Below are 25,653 nucleotides of genomic sequence, written 5' to 3'. Positions count from 1 at the left end.
GGGGTGGGCGCAATCGCGCCCGCCCATGGGGCGGGTCGGGCGCGGCCCGGTCCGCTACGCGCACCAGGCGGTGCAAATCCCCTCGCTGATTCTAATAGGCAGGTCGAATGGACATCAGACTGGACGGCATCACCCACAGCTATGACGATTTCGAGGTGCTGCGGGACATCACGCTTGATATCCCGGCGGGTCGGATCGTCTGCATCGTCGGGCCCTCGGGCTGCGGGAAATCTACGCTTTTACGCTTTATCGGCGGGCTGGAACGGCCCGGGCAGGGCACGATCAGCCAGATCGGGGAGGCGCCGGAGGGGTGCCTCAACCCGCTGACCTACATCTTTCAGGATTTCGCCCTGCTGCCCTGGCGGTCGGTCGAGGGGAATATCTCGCTCGTTCTCGAAGACCACGGGATCCGGGGACCCAGGGCGCGGGCGATCATCGGTGACGTGCTGGCGCGGACGAAGCTGACGGATTTTGCCGGGGCACTGCCCAAGCAGCTGTCGGGCGGGATGAAGCAGCGGGTCGCCATCGCGCGGGCGCTTGCGGTGAACCCGGCGGTGATGCTGATGGACGAGCCGCTCTCGGCGCTGGACAGCCAGACGCGGGAGCTGTTGATGGACGACCTGATCTCACTCTGGTCGCGTCAGCCGTTCACCGCCGTCTATGTGACGCACAACCTGCAAGAGGCCGTGCGTCTGGGGCACAGGATCGTGGTGCTGTCGCGGCGGCCGGGACGCATTCAGGAGATCGTGGAGATCGACACCCCGCTGGAGGCGCGGCAGTTCGGCGATCCGGATCTGGACGAGAAACAGAAATACCTCTGGCAGCTGATGCGCGACGAGGCGCGGGCTGCGGATGCGGAGCTGCTGAATGTCTGACGCGACGATCCCCGGGGCGGTGGCGCCCAAATCCTCGGCCCCCGTTGCCTCTGCCAAACCGGTGGCGTTTCGCGGCGGCGGATTTGCCCCGCGCCCCCGTAGATGGGTCGGCTTCGTCGTCTTTGTCCTGCTGATCCTGATTGCCGAATGGGGCACGCGGACGGGGTGGATCTCGGCCCTGACCCTGCCGAAGCCTTCGGACGTGCTCGCCACCTTCGGGGAGCTTTACCAGTCCGGCATGCTGTTCAAGCACCTCGGCCCGTCGCTGGCGCGGTTGGCGGTTGGTGCGCTGATCGGTGTGTCGGTCGGTGTCAGCGTGGGCGTGCTGATCGGGCTCTTTTCTTATGTCCGGGCGGGGATGGTGCCGCTGGTGGCGGCGCTGTTTCCGATCCCTAAGATCGCCTTGCTGCCGCTCTTCGTCATCTGGTTCGGGATCGGCGAGGGGTCAAAATACGCGCTGATCGCGTTCGGGACGTTCACGCCGACGGTGGTGGCGACCTATGGCGCGGTGGACAATGTGGACCGTACGCTGATCCGGATGGGGCAGTCGTTCGGCCTGTCGTGGTGGTCCATCGTGCGCAAGATCGTGCTGCCGGGGGCGATGCCGGGAATCCTGTCGGGGCTGCGGATTTCGCTGGCCATCGCGATCATCCTGCTGGTGGCGGCGGAGATGCTGGGCGCGGAGTTCGGGATCGGGGCCTATATCCTGCAGGCCGGGTCGCTTTACGACCTCGAGCGGCTGTTCGCTGGGGTGGTGATCCTGTCGGTGCTGGGCGTCATCGTCTCGGCCTGTATCGGGCTGATCGAGCGGCGGGTGCTGGGATGGCGGACATGAGTTTTGACGTGATCGTTGCGGGGGGTGGCACGGCCGGTGTTGCGGCGGCTGTGGGCGCGGCGCGGGAAGGCGCACGGGTGCTGCTGCTGGAGCGGCACGGCTGCCTTGGCGGGGCGGCGGCGGTGCGCAATGTGCTGACGCTCTGCGGGCTCTACACGCTTGGCGAAGAGCCGCGGATGGTGGTCGGCGGCATCGGGGCGGAAGTGGTGGACCGGCTGCGGGCGCGCGGGGCGGTGACCCCGCCGATGCGGTTTCGCGGGGTGTTTTCGGCCTTTGAACCGGAGGCGATGAAACACGTGCTGGATCAGATGGTGGTGGAGGCGGGCGTGGAGGTTCGCTTTGGCACCTTCGTCTGTGGCGCGGCGCGAGAGGGCGACCGGATCACCGCTGTCACCTATGCCGATCACGGGGGCGAAACGACGGTTGCAGCCGGGGCCTTTGTCGATTGCACGGGCGAGGGGGATCTGGCGGTGGCCGCCGGGGCCTCTACCCGGTATGGCAATCCGGACGGGGTGAACCTGGGCACGCTTGGCACGCGGTTCGGCGGCATCCCGGCGGATGTCACCGTGACGGCACCGCAGATCGCGGAGGCCGTGGCGGCGCAAGGCTTTGTTCCCGGACGGGTGACCAAGGACAAATGCGTCATCGTGCGGCTGCCGGGATCGGCGGACATGGTGCTTTACCTCGCCTCCGCCGATTATGATCCGCGCGATGCCGGGTCGCTGAGCCGGGCGGAGATGGATGCGCGGGCGCAGTCCTGGGCCTATCTCGATGCGATCCGGACGATCCCGGGGTGTGCCGGGGCCTATCTGGTCTCCACCGGGCCGGAGATCGGGACGCGGGAGAGCCGACACCTGAACTGCCGACGTCAGTTCACCTGGGCGGATATCGAGGCGCGGGCGGTGTTCGATGACACCATCGCGCTCGGTGCCTGGGGGGCGGAATGGCATGACCGGGAAAGCTATGCCTCCACCTTCGACTATCCGCCGGAGAAGGGCGCCTATGAGATCCCGCTGTCCTGCCTGCACTCGGTTGATACGCCGAACCTGTTCTGTGCCGGGCGGCTGGCCGACGGGGACCGCAGGGGCGGGGCGGCGATCCGGGTGATGGGCACGGCCATGGTCACCGGGCAGGCGGCGGGCGTAGCGGCGGCGCTGACGGCGCGCGGGGTCTTTGATGCGCAGGCGGTGCGGGAGAGGCTGCGGGAGGGTGGGGCGATCCTGTCGGCAGATGACCTTGGGTGAGAGCAGGACATAGACCGAGTGTTGCGCCCGGCGCAGCCCGCGTTACAGACGCGCCAGGAGGGCCCGCAACCCCGCAAGTGATCCCATGGAACGGGAAAAACCCCCGATCCCCCTTCCCCTTTCCGCCGGAACTTGCCACCAATTCACGACGCATGCGATCGAGGAGGAGCGCAGATGCCCGACGACAGACCCATTCTCTGGACCCCGAGCGCGGAGCGCGCCGCCGCGACCCGCATGGCCGCCTTCGAACGCTGGCTGAAGGACAATCGCGGGCTGGAGTTCGACGGGTATCAGGCGATGTGGGCGTGGTCGGTGTCCGACCTCGAGGGCTTCTGGACCGCGATCATCGACTTCTGTGATCTCCCCGTCAGCGGCTGGACCGAGGTGCTGCCGGAGCGCAAGATGCCCGGGGCCGACTGGTTCCCCGGCGCGCAGACGAACCTTGTCGCGCAACTGCTTCGGTTTGCGAAGGAAAAGCCCGATGCGCAGGCCATCGTCAGCCAGTCCGAAACCGATGGCCGGGTGGAGCTGAGCTGGCGCGAGCTGGACCAGCAGGTCGGCGCGTTGCAGGCGACGTTGCGGGGCATGGGCGTGGGCAAGGGCGACCGGGTGGTCGCGGTGCTGCCCAATACCGCCGAGTCGATGGTGGCCTTCATGGCGGTGGCCGGGCTGGGGGCAATCTGGTCGCTATGCGCGCCGGACATGGGCCATGTTGCGATCCTCGACCGGTTCAAGCAGATCGAACCCAAGGTGCTGATCGCGCAGGACGGCTATGTCCATGGCGGCAAGACCTATGACAAGACCGGCGTTCTGACCGACCTGGCGGCGGAACTGCCAACGCTGGAGCACAAGATCATGCGGCCTGTGGTGGGGGACGGGGCGGGCTGGACGCTCTGGGACGATGCGATTGCCGAGAGGCAGGCCTCGCAGGTGGAGATGGTGGAGTTCTCCGACCCGATCTGGGTGGTCTATTCCTCGGGCACCACGGGCAACCCCAAGCCGATCGTGCATGGCCATGGCGGTGTGCTGATCGAGGGGGCGAAGCAGGCGCTGCATCAGGATATCGGGGCGGACGACCGCTTCTGCTGGCTGACGTCCTCGGGCTGGATCATGTGGAATTCACAGCTGAATACCCTCGGGCAGGGGGCGACGATCGCGATGTTCGACGGCGCGCCGAACCATCCCGACATGCTGGAAGTCTGGCGCATGGTCGCGCGGGAGAAGCTGAGCTATTTCGGCGCGGGGGCGGCGTTTTTCCAAGGCTGTCTGAAGGCGGGCGTGCGGCCGGGGTCGGAGCTTGACCTGTCCGCGCTGCGCTCTCTCGGCTCCACCGGCTCGCCGCTGAGCCAGGAGGGCTATGACTGGATCTATTCCGAGGTGAAGGGCGACCTCTGGCTTGCCCCGATTTCCGGCGGGACGGATCTGGCGGGCGCCTTTGTCGGCGGCAATCCGATGCTTCCGGTGCGCGCGGGGGAAATGCAGTGTCGCCTTCTGGGCAATGCCTGCCGGGCCTATGACGAGGACGGGCAGGAGCTGATCGGCGAGGTGGGGGAGCTGGTTTGTACCGAGCCGCTGCCCTCCATGCCGCTGTATTTCTGGGGGGATGAGGACGGGTCGCGCCTGCATGACAGCTATTTCGACACCTACCCGGGCATCTGGCGGCACGGCGACTGGATCGAGATCACGCCGGAGGGCGGGTCGGTGATCTATGGTCGGTCCGATGCGACGATCAACCGGCGTGGGCTGCGGCTCGGCTCGTCGGAGATTTACCGCGCGGTGGAGGGGCTGGACGAGGTGATGGACAGCCTGGTGATCGACCTGGAGTTTCTGGGCCGCGACAGTTTCATGGTTCTGTTTGTCGTGCCGAAGGCGGGGCCGATGACCGAGGCGTTGCAGGACAAGATCAAGCTGGCGATCCGCGAGGCCGTTTCGGCCCGGTTCCTGCCGGACGAGATTGTCGAGGTGGCGGAGATCCCGCGCACCCTCTCGGGCAAGAAGCTGGAGGTGCCGGTGAAGAAGCTGCTGCTGGGTCATGACGCCGCGAAGGTCGTGAATCGCGACAGCATGGCGAACCCCGACAGTTTCGATCAGTTCCTTGCCTATGCGGCTGCGCGTGGCTGAGGCGCTGGTCGCCTTTGACCTGGACGGCACGCTGATCGACAGCGCGCCGGACATCCACGCCATCGCCAATGCGGTGCTGGCGGCAGAGGGGCTTGAGGGGATCACCCTTGACGAGGCGCGCAGCTTTGTCGGTCGCGGTGCTGCGAATTTCGTGGCGCAGATGCGCGCGGTTCGCGGGATTCAGGAGGCGGAGCAGGAGAGGCTGCTCGCCGCCTATCTTGCGCGGTATCAGGGGGCGGTCGGACTGACCTCGCTGTATCCGGGCGTGCGGGCGGCGCTGAAGGCTTTGCGCGACGCCGGGCATACCCTGCTGCTGTGTACCAACAAGCCCGAGGCGCCGACGCGGGCCGTGCTGGATCACTTTGATCTCGCCGGTTTTTTCGAGGTGGTGATCGGGGGCGATACGTTGCCGGTGCGCAAGCCCGATCCGGCGCCGCTGCTGACCGCCTATGACAGGGCCGCACGGGACGGGCCGAGGATCTTTGTCGGCGACAGCGAAATTGATGCGGAGACGGCGGAGGCGGCGGGGGTGCCGTTTCTGCTTTACACCGAGGGCTATCGCAAGGCCCCGGCCGAGGCCCTGCCGCATCATGCGCGGTTCGATCAGTTCGACACGCTGCTCGGCCTCGTGGACGGGCTGCTCTGAACCTCAGGCGGTTTCGCGTTCCGGCACCACGGCCCCCGGCGGGATGGTCGGGGGGGCCTCGTTCAGGGTCTGGATCGCAAAGCCCGCGGCCTTCTTGTAGACCGCCATGATCTCGTCCCGCTCCTCCGGACTGACCACGTCGTCGATATTGTCGAACTCCCCGCCACAACGCTCGTCGATAACGTTGAGCAGAGAGAAGGGCCCGGCGCCGCGGTTGCGCAGGATCAGGGCGGAGACCTTTTCGCAGAGCGCCTCGTCATAGGCGCGCAGGGCGCCGGGGGTGACCCCGGCCTCCACCATTTTCGCACCCAGGACCCGGCCGTCGATGATCGCCTGGCTCGCCCCGTTCGACCCTGTGGGGTACATGACATGGGCCGCATCCCCGATCAGCACGACGCGTCCGTCCTGCCAGCTGGGCACCGGCTCGCGGTCGATCATCGGGTATTCCCAGACGTCCTCGGTCGAGGTGAGCAGGGCGGGCACGTCGAGCCAGTCAAAGGTCCAGCCGTCGAAGTGATGGACGAATTCCTCGTGCTTCACCTTGCGGTTCCAGTTGCCGGAGCGCCAGCCGTCGCTGTTGTCGTAGGTGACCTCGGCGATCCAGTTCATCGTGACCAGGCCGTCGGCATCCGGGGCGGAGATCGGGTAGAGCACCATGCGGTGGCGCGAGGTACCCAGCCCGATGAAGGAGGAGCCGCTGCGCATCGGCGGCGTCTTGGCCGTGCCGCGCCACATCACCGCGCCGCCCCACTGGATCGGCGGCTGGTCGGGGTACATCTGGGCGCGGATGGCGGAATGCAGACCGTCAGCGGCGATCAGGAGGCTGCCGGTGACGTCTTCCTTGCGGCCGTCGGTACGCAGGATATGGGCGGTCACGCCACTGTCGGTCTGGCTGTAGCCCTCAACCCGGGCGCCCAGGGTCACGGCATCCGGCCCCAGCTTTTCCTGCACCTTTTCAAGCAGCAGCATCTGCAGCTGCCCGCGATGCACGGCATATTGCGGCCAGTTGTAGCCGGCCTCTTCACCGCGGGGTTCGGAATAGGCTTCCTGTCCGCGCAGGCCGAGCAGGGCCCATTCGCGGGCGGGCAGGCCGATCCGGTCCAGGTCGTCGCGGGTGAAGCCCATCTCCAGCAGTTCCCGCACCGCGTTCGGCTGCAGATTGACGCCGACACCCAGGGGGCGCAGGTCCTCGACCGTTTCGAACACCCGGCAGGGCACGCCGATCTGATGCAGCGTGAGCGCCATGGACAACCCGCCGATGCCGCCGCCCGCGATCAGGACCTCTTTGCCGGACATGCACCTCTCCTCCCTCACAAATCCGGGGGGTTTTAGCATCCGGGGGGATGAAAGCAACGGTGCAATGGTCGCAGCAAACGGGGGCGAGGGGGGGTGTTGTGGGGTGCGACACTTAATTCCGATCAAATATGTCGGAATTGACTTTTTTGAGTGAAACAGTCAGGTATGGCGCAAGAGGAATCGACCATGCCTTTTCGCGCCATTTCCACCGTCCAATCGCGACCCTCGTCAGGGGGGTCTTGTCGTGCAGTTTGACCGTGGCGCCTCCGCCGTTGGCAAGCTGGCCGATCTGCCCGCGGGCGAGGCCTGGTGGGTCCGGGCACTGCGTCTGTGGTGCGACGGCGACAGCGGGCAGGCTGCCCTGCGGGAAGAGCTGGCGCGGCGTTTGGGGGCCGAGGGGGCGGTTGCGGTCTTTGCCCGGTTCACCGACCTCATGGCGATGATCCTGCACCACACGCGCCGTCCGCTGATGCGCCATTCGGTGGGCTGCGTTTGCGTCGGCGCGGATGAGGCGGTCTTTGCGCTGTTCTGTTCGCAGGCGGTGAACGACCGCGAGGAGGCGATGATGATCGCCTGTCTGCTGCTGCGGGCCGATGTCGCGCCGCTGGCCGTTTCCCTGGCCCAGACCCTGGGCCTCGACCTGATGCGCACTGCCCCGGTGCCGCGTCGCAGATTGAACTGAAGGAACAGGATAGCCAATGCCCCGTTTGACAACAGCCACCGCCTTTCTCGCCCTGTGCGCCGCCCCCGCGCTGGCCGTGGAAAAGGCCGACGTCCTGACCACCTATGCCGATATCGCCCAGGCGGGCTATTCCGACAGCCTGGCTTCGGCCAGGGTGTTGAAAGCGGCGGTGGATGCGCTGATCGCCACACCCTCGGCCGAAACCCTGGCGGCGGCCCGCAGCGCCTGGATCGCGGCCCGCGTGCCCTATCAGCAGACCGAGGTCTTCCGTTTTGGTAATGCCATCGTCGACGACTGGGAAGGCAAGGTGAACGCCTGGCCGCTGGACGAGGGGCTGATCGACTATGTCGATGCCAGCTATGGCGGGGCGACGGACGAGAACGCATATGCGGCGCTGAACGTTGTGGCCAACCCGAGCTTTACCCTCTCGGGCGAGGAGGTTGACGCCAGCGCGATCACGCCGGAGTTCCTGGCCGAGGTGCTGCACGAGGCGGACGAGGTCGAATCCAATGTCGCGACCGGCTATCACGCGATCGAGTTCCTGCTTTGGGGGCAGGACCTGAACGGCACGGATCATGGGGCGGGCAACCGTCCCTTCACCGATTATGCCACGGGCGAGGCCTGCACCGGGGGCAATTGCGACCGCCGCGCGGCCTATCTGGTGGCGGCGACCGATCTGCTGATTTCCGACCTCGACTGGATGGCGGCGCAGTGGGGCGAAGGTGGCGCGGCGCGCGCCACGCTGCTCGCGGACCCGGACGCCGGGATCGTCGCCATGCTGACCGGGATGGGATCACTGTCCTACGGCGAACAGGCGGGCGAGCGGATGAAGCTGGGCGTCATGCTGAACGACCCGGAGGAGGAGCACGATTGTTTCTCCGACAACACCCACAACAGCCACTATTACGACGGGCTGGGCATCCGGAATGTCTACTACGGCGAATATGTCGGGATCGACGGCACGATGGTCAGCGGCGCTTCGCTGTCGGAGCTGGTCGCTGCGGCCGATCCGCAAGTGGATGCGGAACTGCGCGCGGCGCTCGACTACACCATGGGCGAGCTGGGGCAGCTCAAGGCCGCGGCCGAGGGCGGGTTCTCCTACGATCAGATGCTGGCGCGCGGCAATGCCGCGGGCGAGGCGCTGATCATGTCCGCGGTCGATGGCCTCGTGTCGCAGACCAAGTCGATCGAACGGGCGGTCTCTGCCCTTAACCTTGATCAGATCGGGTTTGAAGGCTCCGACAGCCTCGACGATCCGAATTCGGTCTTTCAGTAAGCCCTGCCTCAGCCGCGGCCCGACGAGGGCCCGGCGCCAACACCGGATACCAGACCATGATCGTTTGCCACTGCAACAGCATTTCGGACCGCGATATTCACGCCGCCATCGACTGGATGCGCGCGTCGGACCCGGATACGATTATCACGCCGGGCAAGGTCTATCACGCGCTTGGCAAGAAGCCCGACTGCGGCGGCTGCCTGGACCATTTCATTGGAACGATGGAAAAATCCGACAACCTCGGCGTGCCTGCGGTGCTGGCGAACATGCGCCGGGGCCGGGGGCGGTTCTCTGTTAAATGACAGATTTACTTGGGTAATTATAGTTTAGAATTATTCTAAAATACCCTTGCGGCATGCCCGGCTGCGTGGTTATGCTATGTCATCCCGTTAGCAGAGGACATATGTCATGAAGGGCGACGAAAAAGTCATTGCATATCTCAACGACGCATTGCGCAGCGAGTTGACGGCGGTCAGCCAGTACTGGCTGCATTACCGCCTTCAGGAAGACTGGGGTTTCGGCCATGTCGCCGACAAATCGCGCGCCGAAAGCATCGAGGAGATGCACCATGCCGACAAGCTGATCCAACGGATCATCTTCCTTGGCGGCCATCCGAATCTGCAGAAGCTCGACCCGCTGCGGATCGGCGAGACCCTGAAAGAGACGATGGAGGCCGACCTCGCGGGCGAACATGACGCGCGCAACCTCTATATCGAGGCGCGCAAGCATTGCGACGCGGTTGGCGATTACGTCTCCAAGAACCTCTTCGAAGAGCTGATCACGGATGAGGAGGGGCATATCGACTTCCTCGAAACCCAGCTGGAGCTCTACGAGACGCTCGGCGCCGAGAAATACGGCCAGCTGCAGGCCAAACCGGCGAACGAGGCGGAGTAAGCCTTTCCGCTCAAGGGTGGCCGCCTGCGCGGCTACCGATCATTCAGGCCCTTCCCGTCGAAGATCGCGGGGCGGGCCTTTTCTATGCGCGCAACCCGCGTCGCCGCCTGTTTCGCCCCGCCGATATGCAGGATCCACGACCGGCGGCGGCCGGGGGTGAGGGCGTCGAAGGCCTCGCGCAAGGCGTCGTCGGCCTCCAGCGCCTCTATCAGTTCGTCGGGCGGGGCGAGGTCGTCCTTGGGAAGGTCAACCTTGGCGCCGGATTTCTCCAGCTCGATTGCCTCGTCGATATAGGCGATGATCGTGTCCTTCAGCCGGGCGATGTCGTCGCGGGCGTGAAACTCGATGATCCGGCCGACGCGGCTGTTGTCGCCGGGCGGGATCAGCACGCCCTCGGGGTCCGTCAGCAGCACGCCCTTGTGGAAGGACAGGACGCAGCGGTGCTTGAATCCGGCGGGCATGGCGACATTGCCGCCGTCGTAGGTGTAGATCGGCTGATGCCACTTCATCTCTTCGGTCAGCGGCGTGGCGCGCAGGATGTCGCGCAGGGCCAGCATTTCTGCCTTCCACTGGCGGTCCTTGGCGTAGAAGGCGTCGATCTTGGCGGCGTCGCTCATCTGGGGTCCTCCGTATCTTTGACGGAGTGTCGCGCGGCGGGGGCGACTTGTCGATGACGGGATGTCGCAGGGGAGGCTTCTTTTCCGATTGAAAGACTCGGGATACCGTGACAGCCAAGCGTCACGGAGATCGTCATGCGCCTTTCACTGATTGCCAGCCTCTTCTGCCTTGCCCTGCCTGTCCTGGCCGTGGCGGAGGAGATGGTGCGCGATCTGAGCCGACCCTTCCTCCCGGTGGTCCCGCGTACAGAGGCCGAGGCCGCCCGGATTGCCGATGTCGTGGCGCCCACGGTGGATTTCGCCGCTGCCGAACGGTTCGAGGCCAATCCGGCGGGGGCCGCGACAGTGCGGGCCCGGACGGATGCGGATGCCTTTTCGCTCCCCTCCGCTTCGTTGAGTTTCGAGGAGGAGCTGGAGTTCAAACTGGGCAACGGGCTGTTCAAAAAGCTCTGGGTGTCCTCGCCCTCCTCGACCCTGGCGTCCGACGGGCTGGGCCCGCTTTACAACGCGCGGTCCTGTCAACGGTGCCATCTGAAGGACGGGCGCGGCCATCCGCCGGAGGGTGCGGAGGATGACGCGGTGTCCATGGTCCTGCAGCTTTCGGTGCCCGCGCCGGAGGGGGCGGAACTGACGCAGATCGAGGCCTATCTGCAGGCGCATGGAGCGCTTGGTGCGCGGACCCGGCCGGACCCGGTCTATGGCCGCCAGATACAGGATTTCGGCCTGGCCGGGATGGCGGCCGAAGCCCGGGTGTCGGTCACCTGGGAAGAAATCCCCGTGGCCATGAACGGCGAAAGCGCCAGCCTGCGCAAACCGACATGGGCCGTGGCGGATCTGGGCTATGGTCCGCTGGCGGAGGGCGCGATGCTCTCGGCCCGGGTGGCGCCGCAGATGATCGGACTGGGCTTGCTGGAGGCGATCCCGGCGGCGGATATCCTGGCCCATGCCGACCCTGACGATGTGGATGGCGACGGGATTTCGGGCCGGGCTCAGGTGGTCTGGTCAGCGGGTCACAAACGCCCGATGCTGGGCCGGTTCGGCTGGAAGGCGGGCATGGCGACAGTCCGCGATCAAAGCGCGGCGGCGTTCTCCGGGGACATCGGGATTTCCTCGCCGGTGGTCCCCGATCCCTGGGGCGATTGCACCCTGGCGCAGGGGGCCTGCCGGGCCGCGCCGCATGGGGATGGCGATGCGCGGGGGCAGGAGATCGACGCGACGGGGCTGGATCTGGTGGTCTTTTATGCGCGCAACCTTGGCGTGCCGACCCGGCGCGAGGCGGAGGCGCCGGAGGTACTGAACGGCAAGCGGGTGTTCTACGAGGCCGGCTGCCCCGCCTGCCATGTGCCGAAGTTCGTCACCGACCGGCTGGACGGGCAGACGGCGCAGTCGTTCCAGCTGATCTGGCCCCATACCGATCTGCTGCTGCACGATATGGGCGAGGGGCTGGCCGATTACCGTCCGGAGGGGCGGGCCACGGGCCGCGAATGGCGGACTGCGCCGCTCTGGGGGATCGGGCTGACGCCGCAGTTGAACGGGCACAGCACCTACCTGCACGACGGGCGCGCGCGCTCGCTACTTGAGGCGGTTCTGTGGCATGGTGGAGAGGCGCAGCCCGCCCGGGATCATGTCACCCGGCTGACACCGCAGGACCGCGCTGACCTGATCCGATATCTGGAGAGCCTATGATAAGAGCGATGACCTTGGCGCTTTTGATCGCCACCCCCGCCACCGCGGGGGTGCGGGAGGCGGTGGATAATCATATCCTGCCGCGTGTCCACAGTTTCGCGGTGCAGAGCCGGGCGCTGATGGTCAACGCGGAGGCGGATTGCACCGCGGAGGCGCTGCGCCCCTCCTATCACAACGCCTTCGATGCCTGGATGGGGATCAGCCACCTCGCGTTTGGCCCGCTGGAGGAGGAGGGGCGCGCGCTGGCCGTGGCCTTCTGGCCGGACAAGCGCGGGATGGTGGCCACGACCGTTGCCGGGCTGATCGCGGATGAGGATGACGTGGTAAAAGATGCGGCCGGCTTTGCGGAGGTTTCCGTGGCCGGGCGCGGGCTGTTTGCGCTGGAACGGTTGCTTTTCGATCCGGAGTACGCGGGCTACGGGCGGGAGGACTACGCCTGTCGACTGGTGCGGGCGGTGGCCCGCGACCTGTCGCGCATGGCGGGCGAGATCGACCGCGATTGGGCCGACCATGCGGATCTGATGCGGCAGGCGGGGAAGGAGGGAAATACCACCTATCTCACCGCGAAGGAGGCCGATCAGCGGCTTTACACCGCGCTGATGGCGGGGCTGGAATTCACGGCGGATCAACGGCTTGGCCGTCCCCTCGGCACGTTCGAGCGGCCCCGCCCGACCCGGGCGGAGGCGCGGCGGTCGGAGCGGTCCCTGCGCAATGTCCTGCTGTCCCTCGCGGCGCTGCGCGATCTGGCCGGTCATCTGGCCGAGGCGGAGATCCCCAAGACCGAGGCGGCCTTCGACATGGCGCTGGCGCAGGCAGAGGACCTTCAGGATCCTGTCTTCGAGAGCGTCACGGACCCCGCCGGTCGGCTGAAGGTGGAGATCGTTCAACAGTCCGTGCGCGCCGCGCGGGATGCGGTGGCGGCGGAGATCGGTGTGCAGCTGGGCGTGACCCAGGGTTTCAATTCGGCGGATGGCGACTGAGATGACGACGCGGCGCGGTTTCCTGGCAAGCCTGCTGGCCTCCGCCGCCCTGCCGAGGCTGAGTTGGGCGGACGCGGGCAGCCCCGCCTATCTGGCCGCCGCGCGGGAGGCGGAAGGGCGCTATGCGCTCTTCGGTCTGACGGCGGAGGGGGCGGATGTCTTTCGGATCCCGCTGCCGGGGCGCGGGCATGCGGCGACGGCCCATCCAAGCGCGCCGGAGGCCGTGGCCTTTGCCCGGCGGCCGGGTACTTTTGCTCTGGTCATCGACTGCGTGACCGGGCAGGTGGCGCATCGGCTGGACAGCCCCGAGGGGCGGCATTTTTACGGCCACGGGGCCTTCATCGCGGGGGGCGATATCCTCTGCACCACCGAAAACCACATCGACAGCGGAGAAGGCCGGATCGGGTTCTGGTCGCGGCGCGAGGGGTATCGGCGGATTGGCGAGATCCCCTCCGGCGGGGTGGGGCCGCATGAGATCCTGGCGCTGCCCGGCGATGTGCTGGCCGTGGCCAACGGCGGCATCCGGACCCATCCCGACCACGGGCGGGAGAAGCTGAACATCCCGGAGATGCGCCCCAATCTGGCCTATGCCGGGCTGGAGGGTGTTTTGGACTTGGTCGAGCTGGACCCTGCGCTGCACCTCGCCTCGATCCGGCATCTCGCGGCGGATGGAGAAACGGTGGCCTTTGCGATGCAATGGCAGGGCGACCTGCCCGATTCCGCGCCTTTGCTTGGGCTGCACCGGCGGGAGGCGGCGCCGGTCCTGTGTGCCGCGCCGCTGGCGGAACAGCTGGCGATGGACGGCTATGCCGGGTCGGTCGCGCTGGCGGGCGGGACGGTCGGGATCACCTCTCCACGGGGTGGGCGGGTGCATCTGTTCGGGCTAGATGGCGCGTTTCAGGGCGTGCTGCGGCGCCCGGACGTCTGCGGGCTGGCCGCGCGGGGCGCGGGGCTGATGGCGACGGACGGGCTGGGCGGTGTGCTGGCGCTGGTCGGCGAGGGGGTTCAGCCGCTGGCGGTGGCCGGGCGGCAGTGGGACAACCATCTGGTGCCTGTAGGATAGGGCGGGAGCGAGAGGCCAGCCTCTCGCGCTCTCAGGAGTATTTCGGAATAAATGAAGGGGCGGGTCTTCATCTTTCCCGAAATACTCCCGCCGGAGGCGTCACGCGGTTTCCGCAGGAACGCGGATATGGGGATGTGCGGCGATCACCAGTTGCTTTAGCCCGTCGCCACCTGCCTCGAGGTGGTCCAGAAGTTGCCGTCGCATCCGGGGATCCCAGAAATCGTTGATATGGGCGGCGACCCGTTCGGCCTGATCCTCGCCGGGTTGGGAGACGAAGAAGGTGGCGATCTGGTTGGCCATCGTGGTCATTTTTTCAGGCGACATGAGCGGTTCCTTGGCGCAGGCCGGGGATACGGTCGGGGTGGGTGAAAACTTCGGCGCCTTCGCCACGGGCCAGGGCGATCAGGGTCAGACCGGCCTCATCCGCCGTGGCGACGGCGCGGGTGGTGGGGGCGGAGACGGCGATGAGCATGCCACAGCCCGCCATTGCTGTCTTCTGGATCAGTTCGATCGAGACGCGGGAGGTCAGGACGATGGCGCCGGTTGCGGGGGCGATGCCTTCACGAGCCATGGCGCCGATCACCTTGTCGAGGGCGTTGTGCCGCCCGACGTCCTCGCGCGCCAGGCGCAGGCCCCGGGGGTCGATAAAGCCGGCCGCATGGGCCGCGCGGGTTTCGTCGTGCAGGGGTTGGGCGGCGCGCAGGGCCTCCGTCGCGCCGGTGATCTGCGAGACGCTCAGCCCGGGGTCGGCGGTGACGCGGGGCAGGGGGCGGGTCACCTGATCCAGGCTGTCGATCCCGCAGAGGCCGCAGCCGACCGGCCCCGCCATGGCGCGGCGGCGGTGCAGCAGGGCCTCCGCCCGATCCTCCGACAGCCACATCCGGCATTCGATCCCGGCGGCGTGGGTTTCGATGGTCAGATCCTCGATCTGCTCGGGCGTAGTGACGATCCCCTCGGAGAGGGAGAAGCCGACGGCAAAGTCCTCCAGATCCGAGGGGGTGGCCATCATCACCGCCTGGGTCGTGCCGTTGTAGACCAGCGCCACGGGCACTTCCTCGGGCAGGGCCCGGGTCACGGGGGTTATTGGACCACCCCCGATCCGCAGGGTTTTGGCGCGGGCCGAGGTCATTCGGCCGCGGGCAGGATGCGGCGCGACTGCGCGGCCTGGGCGGCATAGCCCTCCTGCCAGTCCGAAGGCCCGTTGGAGGGCGCGACCTGCACCGCCGTCACCTTGTATTCCGGGCAGTTGGTGGCCCAGTCGGAGAAGTCGGTGGTGACCACATTGGCCTGGGTGTCGGGGTGGTGGAAGGTGGTATAGACGACGCCGGGGGACACGCGGTCAGTGATCGTGGCGCGCAGGGTCGTCTCGCCGGAGCGGGAGGCGAGCCGGATCCAGTCGCCCTCGCGGATGCCGCGGTTTTCGGCGTCGTGGGGGTGGATCTCCAGCATGTCCTGATCGTGCCAGGCGTTGTTGTCGGTGCGCCGGGTCTGGGCGCCGACGTTATACTGCGACAGGATGCGGCCAGTGGTGAGCAGCAGCGGGAAGCGCGGTCCGGTCTTTTCGTCGGTGGCCACGTATTCGGTCACGATGAAACGCCCCTTGCCGCGGACGAAGCCGTCGACATGCATGATCGGCGAGCCATCGGGCGCGTCGTCATTGCAGGGCCATTGAACCGAGCCACGTTCTTCGAGGAAGTCGTAGGTCACATTGGCGAAGCCGGGGGTGGTGGCGGCGATTTCCTCCATGATCTGGGCGGGGTGGGTGTAGTGCCATCCGGCGCCCATGGCATTGGCCAGCAGCTGCGTGACCTCCCAGTCGGCATAGCCGTTCTTCGGCTTCATCACCTCGCGGACGCGGTTGATACGGCGCTCGGCATTGGTGAAGGTGCCCTCCTTTTCGAGGAAGGAGGAGCCGGGGAGGAAGACGTGGGCGTAGTTCGCCGTCTCATTAAGGAAGAGATCGTGGACGATGACACATTCCATCGCGGCGAGGCCGGCTGCGACGTGTTTCGTATCCGGATCGGATTGCAGGATGTCCTCGCCCTGACAGTAGAGGGCCTTGAAGGTGCCCTCGACCGCGGCGTCGAGCATGTTGGGAATGCGCAGGCCGGGCTCGGGGTCGATTTCCACGCCCCAGGCCTTTTCGAAGATCGCGCGGACCTCGGGGTTCTTCACATGGCGATAGCCGGGGAGTTCGTGGGGGAACGATCCCATGTCGCAGGAGCCCTGCACGTTGTTCTGACCGCGCAGCGGGTTCACGCCGACGCCGCGCCGACCGATGTTGCCGGTCAGCATGGCGAGGTTGGCAATGCCCATGACTGTGGTTGAGCCCTGCGAGTGTTCGGTCACGCCGAGGCCGTAGTAGATGGCGCCGTTGCCGCCTTTGGCGAAGGCGCGGGCGGCCTCGCGCAGGGTGGCGGAGGGGACGCCGGTCAGGAGTTCAGTCGCCTCGGGGGAATGGCGCGGGTCGGAGATGAATTCGGCATAGGCCTGGAATTCGTCCCAGTCGCAGCGGGTGCGGATGAACTCCTCGTCCGACAGCCCTTCGGTGACGATCACGTGGGCGAGGGCGGAGACGACCGCGACGTTGGTGCCGGGGCGGAGCGGCAGGTGCCATTTGTCACCCATGTGCGGCGTCGACAGCAGGTCGATGCGGCGGGGGTCGATGACGATCAGCTTGGCGCCTTGGCGCAGGCGCTTGCGGAGGCGGGAGGCGAAGACGGGGTGGCCGTCGGTCGGGTTGGCGCCGATGACGATGGCGATGTCGGTGTCTTCGACAGAGTCGAAGTCCTGCGTGCCGGCGGAGGTGCCGAAGGTCTGGCCGAGGCCGTAGCCGGTCGGCGAGTGGCAGACGCGGGCGCAGGTGTCGGTATTGTTGTTCTGGAAGACCGCGCGTGTGAGTTTCTGGACGAGGTAGGTTTCCTCGTTGGTGCAGCGGGAGGAGGTGATGACGCCGAGGGATTTGCGGCCGTATTGTTCGCGGATGCCCTTGAGGCGATTGGAGGTGAACTCCATGGCCTCCTCCCACGAGACCTCGCGCCAAGGCTCGTCGATGCTCTCGCGGATCATCGGGTTGAGGATGCGGTCGGGGTGTTCAGCGTAGCCGTAGGCGAAGCGGCCCTTGACGCAGGAGTGACCCCGGTTGGCCTTCCCGTGCTTGTAGGGCGTCATGCGGACGAGCTTGTCGCCGTTGAGTTCGGCCTTGAAGGAACAGCCGACGCCGCAATAGGCGCAGGTGGTCAGGACGGACCGGTCGGGGGTGCCCATCTCGGCGACGCTTTTTTCCTGAAGCGTGGCGGTCGGGCAGGCCTGGACGCAGGCGCCGCAGCTGACGCAATCGGAGTGCATCGCGTCGTCGGATTTCGCGCCGAAGGAGACGCGGCTGTCGAAGCCACGGCCTTCGATGGTCAGGGCGAAGGTCCCCTGGACCTCTTCGCAGGCGCGGACGCAGCGCGAGCAGACGATGCATTTCGCCGGGTCGTAGGTAAAATAGGGGTTGCTGTCATCCTTGGGGATGTAGCGGGCGTTGGTGGCGCCGTCCGTCGCCTTGGCACGCAGGTCGTTGATGGTCAGCGAGCCGGTCGTGGTCGGGGCGTAGTGGTTGTCGCCCTTGGCGTAGCGCATGTCGCGGAGGCCGGTCATGCCGGCCATGTCCTGAAGCTCGCAATCGCCATTTGCGGCGCAGGTGAGGCAGTCGAGGGGGTGGTCGGAGATGTAGAGCTCCATCACGCCCTTGCGGAGTTTGTGGAGCTTGTCGGTCTGGGTGCGGACCTCCATCCCGTCGGTGACCGGCGTGGTGCAGGAGGCGGGGGTGCCGCGACGGCCTTCGATCTCGACAAGGCATAGGCGGCAGGAGCCAAAGGCCTCGACCGAGTCGGTGGCGCAGAGTTTGGGGATCTTGATCCCGGCCTCCATGGCGGCGCGCATGACGGAGGTCCCTTCGGGGACCGTCACGTCGAAGCCGTCGATTTTTAGCGAGACGGTGGCGTCGGTTTTGGGGAGGGGCGTGCCCATGTCCCAGTCCTTCGGGGGGAGGATGAAGTCTTTCATGGTGTCAGCCTTTATCCTTGAGGGCGGCCAGTTCGTGGGCGACGAGGGCGTTGGCATGGCCGTGGCCGAGGCCGTGTTCGGTTTTCAGGAAATTCACGATTTCCATGTGCTTGAGGTCGGCGCGATCGCGGACCATCTGCAGCCAGTGGTTTACGGGCTGGCCGTACTTTTTCTCGATCGAGGGGAAGTAGGAGGCGGGGCCTTTGGGCTTGTCGGTCATGTCGGGGCTCCGGTCCGAGCGCGGTGACCCCCTCCCTGACCCTCCCCCTGACAGGGGGAGGGGAACGCGCCGTCGTCAGGCGTGGCGCGGGAATGGGGGGCGGAGCGGGCCTTGCGCACTCCCTCCCCCTGAAGGGGGAGGGATAGGGAGGGGGTGTTGCGCGTCATTCTGCGGCCTCCTTCGCGGTGCCGAACTCCTCGGGGAAAAGCCGCAGGGCAGACATCACCGGGTAGGGCGTAAATCCCCCGAGCGCGCAGAGGGAGCCGTCCTTCATCGTCTCGCAGAGATCGGTGAGCAGCGGGATGCCATCGGGATCACCGGCGGCGATGCGGTCGATGGTTTCGACGCCGCGCACCGCACCGATCCGGCAGGGGGTGCATTTGCCGCAGCTTTCCACGGCGCAAAACTCCATGGCGAAGCGGGCCATGCCGAGCATGTCGGCCGTGTCGTCAAAGACGGTGATCCCGGCGTGGCCGATCAGACCGCCCGCGCCGTCGAATTCTTCGTATCCGAAGGGGGTATCGAACTGCTGCGGGGCGAAATAGGCGCCCAGGGGGCCGCCGACCTGCACCGCCTTGACCGGGCGTCCCGAGGCGGTGCCGCCGCCGATCTCGTTGACCAGATCGCCGAGGGGCAGGCCGAAGGCGGTTTCGAAGAGGCCGCCGTGGCGGACATTGCCGGCGATCTGGATCGGCATGGTGCCACGCGACCGGCCGAGGCCGAAGTCGGCGTAATGTGCCGCGCCCTTCTCGAAGATCACCGGGATGGTGGCGAGCGAAAGGACGTTGTTGACCACCGTGGGTTTACCGAAGGCGCCTTCGAGGGCGGGGAGGGGCGGTTTGGCGCGGACCACGCCGCGTTTGCCTTCGAGCGAGTTGAGGAGCGAGGTTTCCTCGCCGCAGACATAGGCGCCTGCGCCGACACGGATTTCCATGTCGAAGGTGCAGCCGGAGCCCAGTACGTCCAGCCCCAGGACGCCGCCCTCGCGGGCAATGCGGATGGCGCGGTCCATGATGTCGATGGCGTCGGGGTATTCGGACCGGATGTAGACGAAGCCCTTGGTCGCCCCGGTGCCGAGGCCCGCGATGACCATGCCCTCGATCAGAGAGAGGGGGTCGCCCTCCATGATCATGCGGTCGGCGAAGGTGCCGCTGTCGCCCTCGTCGGCGTTGCAGACGATGTATTTGCGGTCCGCCTGGGCCTGCCGGACCGTGTCCCATTTGATGCCGGTCGGGAAGCCCGCGCCGCCACGACCGCGCAAGCCGGAGGCCTTGGTCTCCTCGACGATCTCTGCGCAGGTCATGCCCAGGGCCCGGCGCAGGCCGGTTAGACCGCCATGTGCCTCATAGTCGGAGAGCGAGAGCGGGTCGATCACGCCGCAGCGGGCGAAGGTCAGGCGGGTCTGGCGGGCGAAGAAGGGGATGTCCTCGACGGGGCCGAGCCCTTGGGCCGTGCCGTCGAGGATCGCGGGGATGTCGGCGGGGGTGACGGGGCCATAGGCGATGCGGCCCGCGCCCCGGTCCACCTCGACCAGGGGTTCCAGCCAGATCATGCCGCGTGTGCCGGTGCGGATCAGGCGGATGTCGGTGTCGCGGTCGGCGGCCTCCTTGAGGATGGCCGTGGCCACGTCTTCCGCGCCCAGGGCCTTGGCGGCGCTATCGAGGGGCAGGTAGATCGTGATCTCGCTCATGCCGGGACCTCCAGCGCTGCGGTGATCCTTGCGGTGTCGGCGCGGCCCAGGACCTTGCCATCGATCATGGCAGCGGGGCCGCAGGCGCAGAGGCCGAGGCAATAGACAGGCTCTATCGTCACCTGGCCGTCGGGCGTGGTGCCATGGGCGTCCAGCCCGAACCGGTCGAGAACAGCCTCGGTCAGGGCATTTGCGCCGACGGACTGGCAGGCCTCCGCACGGCAGATCTTGACCGTGTGGCGCGCCGCGGGGGCACTGCGGAAATCATGGTAGAAACTGATGACGCCATGCACTTCGGCCCGCGTCAGGCCAAGGGTTTCCGCGATGATGGGCAGAGCGGTTTCGGGAATGTAGCCGTAGGCGGCCTGCAGCGCATGCAGGATCGGCAGCAACGGCCCCTCCCGATGGCGTTCCGTGGCGATCACGGCGCGGATTTCCTCTGGCTGAGGGGCGATGCTGTCGGTCATTGGCGTGTCCCTGTGGCTTTGGTCCCCCGGTGCCCGATTGTTCATCGCCAATCAATATAGCATTTCCGTCAGTTGATAGGAAATCTCTATTGCTCGAGCGGGTCTACCTGACCGCCGCCCGCGCTTCCTTCAACAGGGCGCCGATCACGGGGGTATGCGGTTCCTGATATTCCGTGATCAGTCCGACGGTGTAGCTCTGCGTTCCGCCCTCGATCGGCACGGTCGTCAGGGAGCGACCGGAGGTGAGAAATTCGGCAATATCGCCGGGCAGGATCGTCACCCAGTCGCCACGGGCCACGGTGGAGGTGAGGACGACCGTCGAATTGGCCTCGATCATCGGGGTGGGGCTGGTGCCGACCTCCATGAAATTGCGGTTGATGATCCGGCGGTTCTGCATTTCCGGCGTCAGCAGGCAGAGTTTCTGCTGCGCCACCTCCGCCCAGGTCAGGCTGGACCGGGCGGCCAAGGGGTGGCGGGCGTGGCAGACCAGGCGGTAGGTTTCGCGGTAAAGGTCGACGGTGGAGACGCGGCCGAGCGGTTCGTTGTCGAGGTAGGTGATCCCGGCGTCGATCTCCAGATTTTCCATCATGTTCAGCACGTTGCTCGACGAACTTGACCTGATCGTGAAGGCGATGCCGGGGTGGCGTTCTGTCATCCGCGCGGCGAGGTGCGAGGCCCAGGTCAGCGCCGTGGGGATCACGCCCAGACGCAACCGCCCGGTCAGCCCGTCGCGCTTGACCCGCATCTCATCACGCAGGCGGCGGGCGTCGCCGACGATCTGGCGGGCCATGACGAGGGCGCGCTGGCCTTCGGGTGTCAGCCCGCCGAAACGTGATCCTCGTTCCACCAGCTTGACCCCGAGGTGGTCTTCCAGCTGCCGGATCCCGGCCGAAAGGGTGGGCTGGGTGATCGAGAGGCTTTGCGCCGCGCGTCCGAAATGCTGTTCCCGGGCCAGCGCGATGAGCATTTCGAGCTTGTTGATCATGAGTGTCGATGGTCCACGCGCGAATTGATAGATGTTGCCTATCATTGCCGGCCATATTGAGCGACGGTTTTAATGACTTGCCCCAATCGCGGGCATTTGGGCCCCGATCCAAGTTGCCTGTGGGCCACAGTGTGGCACCCGCGCCATGGGCCGGCTAGACTGCCCGCACCCTCAACACTGACGGAGAATGCCATGTCCCCGGCCACCGAAGCCGACGAGATTTCCAATATTGCCTTCGGATTCATGGGATCCAAGGCCTTGTTCGTCGCGCTCGACCTCAAGCTCTTCACGCATCTGGCGGAAGGCCCCAGGACGGCAGAGGATATGGCCGCGGCCACGGGGATCCACCGCGACCGGGCAGAGACGCTGATGACCGCGCTGGCAGGGCTGGGATTGCTGGTGGTCGAGGCGGGCAGATTTGCCAATTCCCCGGCGGCGGAGGCCTTTCTGGTCAAGGGCGCGAAATATGATTTCGGCGATTACCTGCGTCTCCAGGTCGGCCGGCAGATGTATCCGCTACTGAATCAGCTGGAGGGGGCGGTGAAGGGCACGCTGACCGAGGATGCCACGGCGAGCTACGAGCAATGGTTTTCCGACCCCGAACAGGCGCGGCTCTATTCCGAGAGCCAGCATGCAGGCTCGCTCGGCCCGGCGCGGCAGCTGGCGAAGAAGATCGACCTGTCCGAGGCGCGCAGGCTGCTGGATGTGGGCGGGGGAACGGGGGCCTTTGCGATCACCCTATGCAAAACATTTCCGGAGCTGACAGCCACGATCGTCGATTTCCCTAATGTCGCCGCGCTTGGCCGGACGTATGTGGAAAAGGCGGGGCTATCGGACCGCATCACCTATGTCGAAGGCAATGCGCTGGAGACCGACTGGCCGGGCGGGCAGGACGTGGTGCTGATGTCCTATCTCTTCTCCGGGGTGCCGGGAGAGTTCCACGACGACCTGATCAGCGATGCCCACGCGGCGCTGGACCCCGGCGGTCGGCTGATCCTACACGACTTCATGGTGGAGGCGGACCGCAGCGGCCCGGGCCTCGCCGCGCTCTGGCAGTTGCAGCACACGGCCTTCACGCCGGAGGCGCGCTCGGTCGATACGGCGACCCTGACCAGCGAGATGGGCGAGGGCGGTTTCGACAAGGTCGAGGTGATGGAGATGAACCCCGAGATGACCAAACTGGCCGTTGGGCGCCGTGCGGCCTGACCAAGGGGCCGGATCAAGGTTCTGGCGGTGCCGGTCGGATTTGCGATTGCGAGCCTGCGATCTTTGCCCTATAGCCCCCGGTGCGGCACCCATAGCTCAGCTGGATAGAGCGCTGCCCTCCGAAGGCAGAGGCCTCAGGTTCGAATCCTGATGGGTGCGCCACTTCCCCATTACATGGTCGCAAGCTATTTGATTTGCTTGCGTTTTTTCTTCGGAGTTGGAACCGGTTCCAAAAGTTGGAACTTTTCCGTTCCTGATATGATCCGGACGAGGTCCGCGCTCTTGCTATAGTTCTGCGCTTCTTCCTCGGTCTCATGGCCCAAAATTGCCATGCGTTGGTCGGCCGTCGCGCCGTTCTCCTTGAAGATCGCGGCCCGGCCTTTCCGAATCCCGTGGGCCGAATGGTTGGGCAGGCCCGCAGTTGAGCAGATCCCGGAGAACCACGAGGCGGCGCCCTTGGCACCGCGTGGGCGCTTCTGGGCGGTCAGGAGAAACGTAATCCCTTTCGGAGCCGCTTCGATGCACTCATGCAGGTATTCGCTGGGCTCGAACCAGTCCGGCGCCGGAGCGGTCCACGGGCATACAGCCGTGCTATCTGATTTCTGTCGGGAGTAGGTTAGCCATCCATCCTTGACCATGTTGGGGCCGAGCCGCGTCATATCCCCGATCGAGGCGCAGGTCTGGTACATCAGTTCGAATGCCAGGCGCTCTTGGCTCCCAACCGGCCAATACTCCCGAAATGTCTGCATGTCGGCCCTAGACCATGGGATCGCCCCTTGTGCTGGCGGGGTCTTCCGTCTCTCGACGTGTTTCGCGGGATTGTCCTCGATCAGCCCGGCAGCCAGCCACCATTTGCAAAGCCCGCGCCAAACCTTCAGGCGGTTGTTCGCAGGGTGCGCGGCGAATTGGGTGAGATCCTGACGGATGTGTTTTGGCTGAAGGGTCTCCATCGTCGCCTTGCCATACCGGTCGCGAATGTCGTCCAGGTACCGGCGCCAGACGCCACGGGTAGATGGCGCCAGGGCGAGATAGACGTCCGATCGCAGGTACGCCATGACGCCGGCCGCTATGGTGCCGGTGACGGCCTTCTCTGGACCTGGAGCCTGTCCGTTCGACGCGCTGAGATAGGCTGCCAGGAAATCGGGGTGATCTGGTTTGAGGTCGGGCATGGGGATGCCCTTCTGACCTTTCGGACGATAGTAGAAGCGGACGTTTCCAGACGGCCAGAGGCCGGAGGCGTTGAGGTGTTTCAACCTGACGTGCCCCCGAATATTTCGTCGCATGTTACTCCCCCCGATCCTCGCGACGGTAGCGGTTCACTCGCTGCCGGGACAAGGCGCATCGTCCCTTTGCGGGGGCAGATTTCCACGATCGCGCCGAATTCACCGGCAACCTTCATGGCGCGGCGGAGCTCGGCCTCGGTGAAAATCGGTGCTCCCATGGGTCAGTCCCTCCCAGCCAGTTGATGTGTGGCTCGCGCGATTTCACACTTCCGCTCCCAGGCTTCGAACCCGTCAGCATAGGTGCGGCAGGAGAAATCGTCGCCGGATGCGGTCCGCAGGACTGCAGGACAACTGATGTAGGGGCGCTCGAATGGAGCGTCCGAAAATCCGGTGTCGATGTCTGGACGTGTGCCGCAGATCGGGCAGGGGCTTGGTTTGCGGGTCAAGCCCGATCCTCCAAGAACCTGATCAGAGCGCCATGGAGCTGGTTGATCGCCGCGTTTGGATCATCGGTGTCATCCGTTGCCTCGATCAGCAAGCGCAGGCCGTCTGCAGCGATCGTAATGGTGTCGCCGGATCCGACGTTGCTGTGTGGCCTTACACTGTCCTCTCTCGCAACTTCGATCAGATCGCTTGTCGCTCCTGAAAATTGGCCGGCGGCCGCAAGTAGTTTTCTCGTCTGTTCGGTCATCCGCTCTTCCCCTTCCTCGCTTCCCTGGCTGCATGCTCCAGCTTGGCCGTCGCCATGATCGTCGGCTTCAGCTCCGCCGGGGCGTCGTCATAGCCGCGCCCGAACCGGCCATTGAGGCGCGGTGCCAGGGCCATGGGGATGGCATCCCAATTCGACGGGTCGCAGTTGGTTTTGTCGCCATCCAGGCATTTGAGGCGGTGCCCCTCCGGAACCGGGCCGTTGACTTTCTCCCAGAGGTGCTTGTGCTTCTGGACGTACCGGCGCTCATAGCCGGTGTGAGGGTTGGTTTCCGCCACGCTGACCTCGACATAGCCGTCGCGGGTCATCCGCTCGTGTCCGAGATATTTGGTGTTGTGGGGCAGGTTGCCCTTCTTGAACCGACCCTTCTCGCTACCCGGCGGGTTGAAGGGCTTGCCCTTGTTGTGCGGCACGCTGCCTTTCTGGAAACAGCCGGTCCGGCCGGTCTTCCAGCCCTTCCGCTTGCGCAGCGCATGCAGGTGCTGTTCGGAGACGTCTTCCCGGCCGAAGCGGTCGATAAAGGCCCGGCGATAGTCGCTAATCACCATCAGCCGGTTCTCTTCGAGCCAGGCCATTTCCTCGTCGCTGTATTTGATCGCGCGGCCCTTCATTCTGCGGCCTTCCCGATCTGGGGCAGGTGCGGGACGATCTTCTCGCCGTGGTCGGCGAACAGTTTCGCGGCCTTCAGCTTGAGGCCAGCATTGCCTATGATCTGATCCGACACGGCCACGACGGCCTCGGCGCGCTTGGCCTCGGCCTCGATCTGCTCGGGCGTCATGCTTTCATCGCCGAGGCGCTCCAGTGCTGCGAACAGGTGATTGTCCAGGTCTCCGAGCTTGTTCTTCACGTTCTGTCCTTTCTCGGTTCAGTCGCCCGCAGCACCCACAG

The 25,653-nt window shown here is 66.0% G+C and carries 26 protein-coding genes and 1 tRNA gene; 14 read left to right on the top strand and 13 right to left on the bottom strand.

What is annotated here, in order from left to right:
• The first annotated feature begins 107 nt into the window (after positions 1–107).
• The 5 genes from ACFC2Y_RS15935 to gph all read left to right on the top strand — a co-directional run bounded on the left by ACFC2Y_RS15935 (position 108) and on the right by gph (position 5,721).
• Positions 108–875: an ABC transporter ATP-binding protein gene (locus ACFC2Y_RS15935; RefSeq protein ID WP_375175559.1), complete on the top strand. Its 768-nt coding sequence runs from the start codon at positions 108–110 to the stop codon at positions 873–875.
• Positions 868–1,710: an ABC transporter permease gene (locus tag ACFC2Y_RS15930; protein ID WP_375175558.1), complete on the top strand. Its 843-nt coding sequence runs from the start codon at positions 868–870 to the stop codon at positions 1,708–1,710. The genes ACFC2Y_RS15935 and ACFC2Y_RS15930 overlap by 8 nt, the downstream gene beginning before the upstream one ends.
• Positions 1,707–2,954: an FAD-dependent oxidoreductase gene (locus ACFC2Y_RS15925; RefSeq protein WP_375175557.1), complete on the top strand. Its 1,248-nt coding sequence runs from the start codon at positions 1,707–1,709 to the stop codon at positions 2,952–2,954. The genes ACFC2Y_RS15930 and ACFC2Y_RS15925 overlap by 4 nt, the downstream gene beginning before the upstream one ends.
• A 174-nt stretch (positions 2,955–3,128) precedes the next feature.
• A complete protein-coding gene (locus ACFC2Y_RS15920) occupies positions 3,129–5,075 on the top strand; it encodes an acetoacetate--CoA ligase (protein WP_375175556.1) in 1,947 nt (648 codons plus the stop codon).
• Positions 5,068–5,721 carry a phosphoglycolate phosphatase gene (gph, locus tag ACFC2Y_RS15915; RefSeq protein WP_375186457.1) on the top strand — a complete coding sequence of 218 codons (654 nt, stop codon included), beginning with the start codon at positions 5,068–5,070 and terminating at the stop codon, positions 5,719–5,721. Before ACFC2Y_RS15920 ends, gph begins: the two co-directional genes overlap by 8 nt.
• Before the next feature lie 3 nt (positions 5,722–5,724).
• On the opposite strand, the gene ACFC2Y_RS15910 is transcribed toward gph, so the two are convergent.
• The gene (locus ACFC2Y_RS15910) at positions 5,725–7,017 is read right to left on the bottom strand and encodes a flavin-dependent oxidoreductase (protein ID WP_375175554.1); all 1,293 of its coding nucleotides are present in this window, start codon (positions 7,015–7,017) and stop codon (positions 5,725–5,727) included.
• 244 nt (positions 7,018–7,261) lie between these two features.
• Here ACFC2Y_RS15910 and ACFC2Y_RS15905 point away from each other — a divergent pair, with 244 nt between their 5' ends.
• The 4 genes from ACFC2Y_RS15905 to bfr all read left to right on the top strand — a co-directional run bounded on the left by ACFC2Y_RS15905 (position 7,262) and on the right by bfr (position 9,869).
• On the top strand, positions 7,262–7,699 hold the full coding sequence (locus tag ACFC2Y_RS15905) for a hypothetical protein (RefSeq protein WP_375175553.1): 438 nt from the start codon (positions 7,262–7,264) through the stop codon (positions 7,697–7,699).
• A 16-nt stretch (positions 7,700–7,715) separates the two neighbouring features.
• Positions 7,716–8,975 carry an imelysin family protein gene (locus ACFC2Y_RS15900; RefSeq protein ID WP_375175552.1) on the top strand — a complete coding sequence of 420 codons (1,260 nt, stop codon included), beginning with the start codon at positions 7,716–7,718 and terminating at the stop codon, positions 8,973–8,975.
• Positions 8,976–9,031: 56 nt separating this feature from the next.
• Positions 9,032–9,277, top strand: coding sequence for a bacterioferritin-associated ferredoxin (locus ACFC2Y_RS15895; protein WP_375175551.1), 246 nt, complete (start codon positions 9,032–9,034; stop codon positions 9,275–9,277).
• Between the two features lie 106 nt (positions 9,278–9,383).
• Entirely contained in the window at positions 9,384–9,869 is a 486-nt protein-coding gene (gene bfr / locus ACFC2Y_RS15890) for a bacterioferritin (RefSeq protein ID WP_375175550.1), read from the top strand.
• A 32-nt stretch (positions 9,870–9,901) separates the two neighbouring features.
• Here bfr and ACFC2Y_RS15885 read toward each other — a convergent pair whose 3' ends face one another.
• Positions 9,902–10,486, bottom strand: a complete 585-nt coding sequence (locus ACFC2Y_RS15885; RefSeq protein ID WP_375175549.1) for a YdeI family protein — start codon at positions 10,484–10,486, stop codon at positions 9,902–9,904.
• A 135-nt stretch (positions 10,487–10,621) separates the two neighbouring features.
• On the opposite strand from ACFC2Y_RS15885, the gene ACFC2Y_RS15880 reads away from it, so the two are divergent.
• From ACFC2Y_RS15880 to ACFC2Y_RS15870, 3 genes are read left to right on the top strand one after another with little or no spacing between them, the layout of a single operon-like run.
• Positions 10,622–12,172 carry a di-heme oxidoredictase family protein gene (locus tag ACFC2Y_RS15880; RefSeq protein ID WP_375175548.1) on the top strand — a complete coding sequence of 517 codons (1,551 nt, stop codon included), beginning with the start codon at positions 10,622–10,624 and terminating at the stop codon, positions 12,170–12,172.
• 8 nt (positions 12,173–12,180) lie between these two features.
• On the top strand, positions 12,181–13,152 hold the full coding sequence (locus ACFC2Y_RS15875; RefSeq protein WP_375175547.1) for an imelysin family protein: 972 nt from the start codon (positions 12,181–12,183) through the stop codon (positions 13,150–13,152).
• A gap of 1 nt (position 13,153) precedes the next feature.
• Positions 13,154–14,215, top strand: a complete 1,062-nt coding sequence (locus tag ACFC2Y_RS15870; protein WP_375175546.1) for a DUF1513 domain-containing protein — start codon at positions 13,154–13,156, stop codon at positions 14,213–14,215.
• Positions 14,216–14,314: 99 nt separating this feature from the next.
• Here ACFC2Y_RS15870 and ACFC2Y_RS15865 read toward each other — a convergent pair whose 3' ends face one another.
• The 7 genes from ACFC2Y_RS15865 to ACFC2Y_RS15835 all read right to left on the bottom strand — a co-directional run bounded on the left by ACFC2Y_RS15865 (position 14,315) and on the right by ACFC2Y_RS15835 (position 21,627).
• Positions 14,315–14,539 (bottom strand): formate dehydrogenase subunit delta, encoded by a 225-nt coding sequence (locus tag ACFC2Y_RS15865; RefSeq protein ID WP_375175545.1) that lies wholly within the window; start codon positions 14,537–14,539, stop codon positions 14,315–14,317.
• The gene (gene fdhD / locus ACFC2Y_RS15860) at positions 14,529–15,344 is read right to left on the bottom strand and encodes a formate dehydrogenase accessory sulfurtransferase FdhD (protein ID WP_375175544.1); all 816 of its coding nucleotides are present in this window, start codon (positions 15,342–15,344) and stop codon (positions 14,529–14,531) included. The genes ACFC2Y_RS15865 and fdhD overlap by 11 nt, the downstream gene beginning before the upstream one ends.
• The gene (gene fdhF / locus ACFC2Y_RS15855; RefSeq protein WP_375175543.1) at positions 15,341–18,265 is read right to left on the bottom strand and encodes a formate dehydrogenase subunit alpha; all 2,925 of its coding nucleotides are present in this window, start codon (positions 18,263–18,265) and stop codon (positions 15,341–15,343) included. The genes fdhD and fdhF overlap by 4 nt, the downstream gene beginning before the upstream one ends.
• A 4-nt stretch (positions 18,266–18,269) precedes the next feature.
• Positions 18,270–18,485: a DUF4287 domain-containing protein gene (locus ACFC2Y_RS15850; protein WP_375175542.1), complete on the bottom strand. Its 216-nt coding sequence runs from the start codon at positions 18,483–18,485 to the stop codon at positions 18,270–18,272.
• Between the two features lie 163 nt (positions 18,486–18,648).
• Positions 18,649–20,175, bottom strand: a complete 1,527-nt coding sequence (locus ACFC2Y_RS15845) for a formate dehydrogenase beta subunit (protein WP_375175541.1) — start codon at positions 20,173–20,175, stop codon at positions 18,649–18,651.
• On the bottom strand, positions 20,172–20,642 hold the full coding sequence (locus ACFC2Y_RS15840; RefSeq protein ID WP_375175540.1) for a formate dehydrogenase subunit gamma: 471 nt from the start codon (positions 20,640–20,642) through the stop codon (positions 20,172–20,174). Before ACFC2Y_RS15840 ends, ACFC2Y_RS15845 begins: the two co-directional genes overlap by 4 nt.
• Positions 20,643–20,745: 103 nt before the next feature.
• Complete coding sequence (locus ACFC2Y_RS15835) at positions 20,746–21,627, bottom strand: LysR family transcriptional regulator (RefSeq protein ID WP_375175539.1); 882 nt, start codon at positions 21,625–21,627, stop codon at positions 20,746–20,748.
• A gap of 192 nt (positions 21,628–21,819) precedes the next feature.
• On the opposite strand from ACFC2Y_RS15835, the gene ACFC2Y_RS15830 reads away from it, so the two are divergent.
• Both ACFC2Y_RS15830 and ACFC2Y_RS15825 read left to right on the top strand, forming a co-directional pair.
• Positions 21,820–22,833: a methyltransferase gene (locus tag ACFC2Y_RS15830; protein WP_375175538.1), complete on the top strand. Its 1,014-nt coding sequence runs from the start codon at positions 21,820–21,822 to the stop codon at positions 22,831–22,833.
• Between the two features lie 85 nt (positions 22,834–22,918).
• Positions 22,919–22,995: transfer RNA gene (locus tag ACFC2Y_RS15825), tRNA-Arg, on the top strand.
• 23 nt (positions 22,996–23,018) lie between these two features.
• On the opposite strand, the gene ACFC2Y_RS15820 is transcribed toward ACFC2Y_RS15825, so the two are convergent.
• The 4 genes from ACFC2Y_RS15820 to ACFC2Y_RS15805 all read right to left on the bottom strand — a co-directional run bounded on the left by ACFC2Y_RS15820 (position 23,019) and on the right by ACFC2Y_RS15805 (position 25,612).
• The gene (locus tag ACFC2Y_RS15820; RefSeq protein WP_375175537.1) at positions 23,019–24,116 is read right to left on the bottom strand and encodes a tyrosine-type recombinase/integrase; all 1,098 of its coding nucleotides are present in this window, start codon (positions 24,114–24,116) and stop codon (positions 23,019–23,021) included.
• A 382-nt stretch (positions 24,117–24,498) separates the two neighbouring features.
• Positions 24,499–24,747 carry a hypothetical protein gene (locus tag ACFC2Y_RS15815; RefSeq protein WP_375175536.1) on the bottom strand — a complete coding sequence of 83 codons (249 nt, stop codon included), beginning with the start codon at positions 24,745–24,747 and terminating at the stop codon, positions 24,499–24,501.
• On the bottom strand, positions 24,744–25,376 hold the full coding sequence (locus tag ACFC2Y_RS15810) for an HNH endonuclease (RefSeq protein WP_375175535.1): 633 nt from the start codon (positions 25,374–25,376) through the stop codon (positions 24,744–24,746). Before ACFC2Y_RS15810 ends, ACFC2Y_RS15815 begins: the two co-directional genes overlap by 4 nt.
• A complete protein-coding gene (locus ACFC2Y_RS15805; RefSeq protein WP_375175534.1) occupies positions 25,373–25,612 on the bottom strand; it encodes a hypothetical protein in 240 nt (79 codons plus the stop codon). Before ACFC2Y_RS15805 ends, ACFC2Y_RS15810 begins: the two co-directional genes overlap by 4 nt.
• Positions 25,613–25,653: the final 41 nt, after the last annotated feature.

Origin of the sequence: Pseudooceanicola sp. (assembly GCF_041987405.1) — a bacterium.
Classification (GTDB): domain Bacteria; phylum Pseudomonadota; class Alphaproteobacteria; order Rhodobacterales; family Rhodobacteraceae; genus Pseudooceanicola.
This window is presented reverse-complemented; position numbering and strand designations above follow the sequence as displayed.

Bases quoted from the DNA above. Each gene is read 5' to 3' on its own strand.
- ACFC2Y_RS15935 (WP_375175559.1), top strand. From the start codon at position 108: ATGGACATCAGACTGGACGGCATCACCCACAGCTATGACGATTTCGAG.
- ACFC2Y_RS15930 (WP_375175558.1), top strand. From the start codon at position 868: ATGTCTGACGCGACGATCCCCGGGGCGGTGGCGCCCAAATCCTCGGCC.
- ACFC2Y_RS15925 (WP_375175557.1), top strand. From the start codon at position 1,707: ATGAGTTTTGACGTGATCGTTGCGGGGGGTGGCACGGCCGGTGTTGCG.
- ACFC2Y_RS15920 (WP_375175556.1), top strand. From the start codon at position 3,129: ATGCCCGACGACAGACCCATTCTCTGGACCCCGAGCGCGGAGCGCGCC.
- ACFC2Y_RS15910 (WP_375175554.1), bottom strand. From the start codon at position 7,017: ATGTCCGGCAAAGAGGTCCTGATCGCGGGCGGCGGCATCGGCGGGTTG.
- ACFC2Y_RS15900 (WP_375175552.1), top strand. From the start codon at position 7,716: ATGCCCCGTTTGACAACAGCCACCGCCTTTCTCGCCCTGTGCGCCGCC.
- ACFC2Y_RS15895 (WP_375175551.1), top strand. From the start codon at position 9,032: ATGATCGTTTGCCACTGCAACAGCATTTCGGACCGCGATATTCACGCC.
- bfr (WP_375175550.1), top strand. From the start codon at position 9,384: ATGAAGGGCGACGAAAAAGTCATTGCATATCTCAACGACGCATTGCGC.
- ACFC2Y_RS15885 (WP_375175549.1), bottom strand. From the start codon at position 10,486: ATGAGCGACGCCGCCAAGATCGACGCCTTCTACGCCAAGGACCGCCAG.
- ACFC2Y_RS15880 (WP_375175548.1), top strand. From the start codon at position 10,622: ATGCGCCTTTCACTGATTGCCAGCCTCTTCTGCCTTGCCCTGCCTGTC.
- ACFC2Y_RS15875 (WP_375175547.1), top strand. From the start codon at position 12,181: ATGACCTTGGCGCTTTTGATCGCCACCCCCGCCACCGCGGGGGTGCGG.
- ACFC2Y_RS15870 (WP_375175546.1), top strand. From the start codon at position 13,154: ATGACGACGCGGCGCGGTTTCCTGGCAAGCCTGCTGGCCTCCGCCGCC.
- ACFC2Y_RS15865 (WP_375175545.1), bottom strand. From the start codon at position 14,539: ATGTCGCCTGAAAAAATGACCACGATGGCCAACCAGATCGCCACCTTC.
- fdhD (WP_375175544.1), bottom strand. From the start codon at position 15,344: ATGACCTCGGCCCGCGCCAAAACCCTGCGGATCGGGGGTGGTCCAATA.
- fdhF (WP_375175543.1), bottom strand. From the start codon at position 18,265: ATGAAAGACTTCATCCTCCCCCCGAAGGACTGGGACATGGGCACGCCC.
- ACFC2Y_RS15850 (WP_375175542.1), bottom strand. From the start codon at position 18,485: ATGACCGACAAGCCCAAAGGCCCCGCCTCCTACTTCCCCTCGATCGAG.
- ACFC2Y_RS15845 (WP_375175541.1), bottom strand. From the start codon at position 20,175: ATGAGCGAGATCACGATCTACCTGCCCCTCGATAGCGCCGCCAAGGCC.
- ACFC2Y_RS15840 (WP_375175540.1), bottom strand. From the start codon at position 20,642: ATGACCGACAGCATCGCCCCTCAGCCAGAGGAAATCCGCGCCGTGATC.
- ACFC2Y_RS15835 (WP_375175539.1), bottom strand. From the start codon at position 21,627: ATGATCAACAAGCTCGAAATGCTCATCGCGCTGGCCCGGGAACAGCAT.
- ACFC2Y_RS15830 (WP_375175538.1), top strand. From the start codon at position 21,820: ATGTCCCCGGCCACCGAAGCCGACGAGATTTCCAATATTGCCTTCGGA.
- ACFC2Y_RS15820 (WP_375175537.1), bottom strand. From the start codon at position 24,116: ATGCGACGAAATATTCGGGGGCACGTCAGGTTGAAACACCTCAACGCC.
- ACFC2Y_RS15815 (WP_375175536.1), bottom strand. From the start codon at position 24,747: ATGACCGAACAGACGAGAAAACTACTTGCGGCCGCCGGCCAATTTTCA.
- ACFC2Y_RS15810 (WP_375175535.1), bottom strand. From the start codon at position 25,376: ATGAAGGGCCGCGCGATCAAATACAGCGACGAGGAAATGGCCTGGCTC.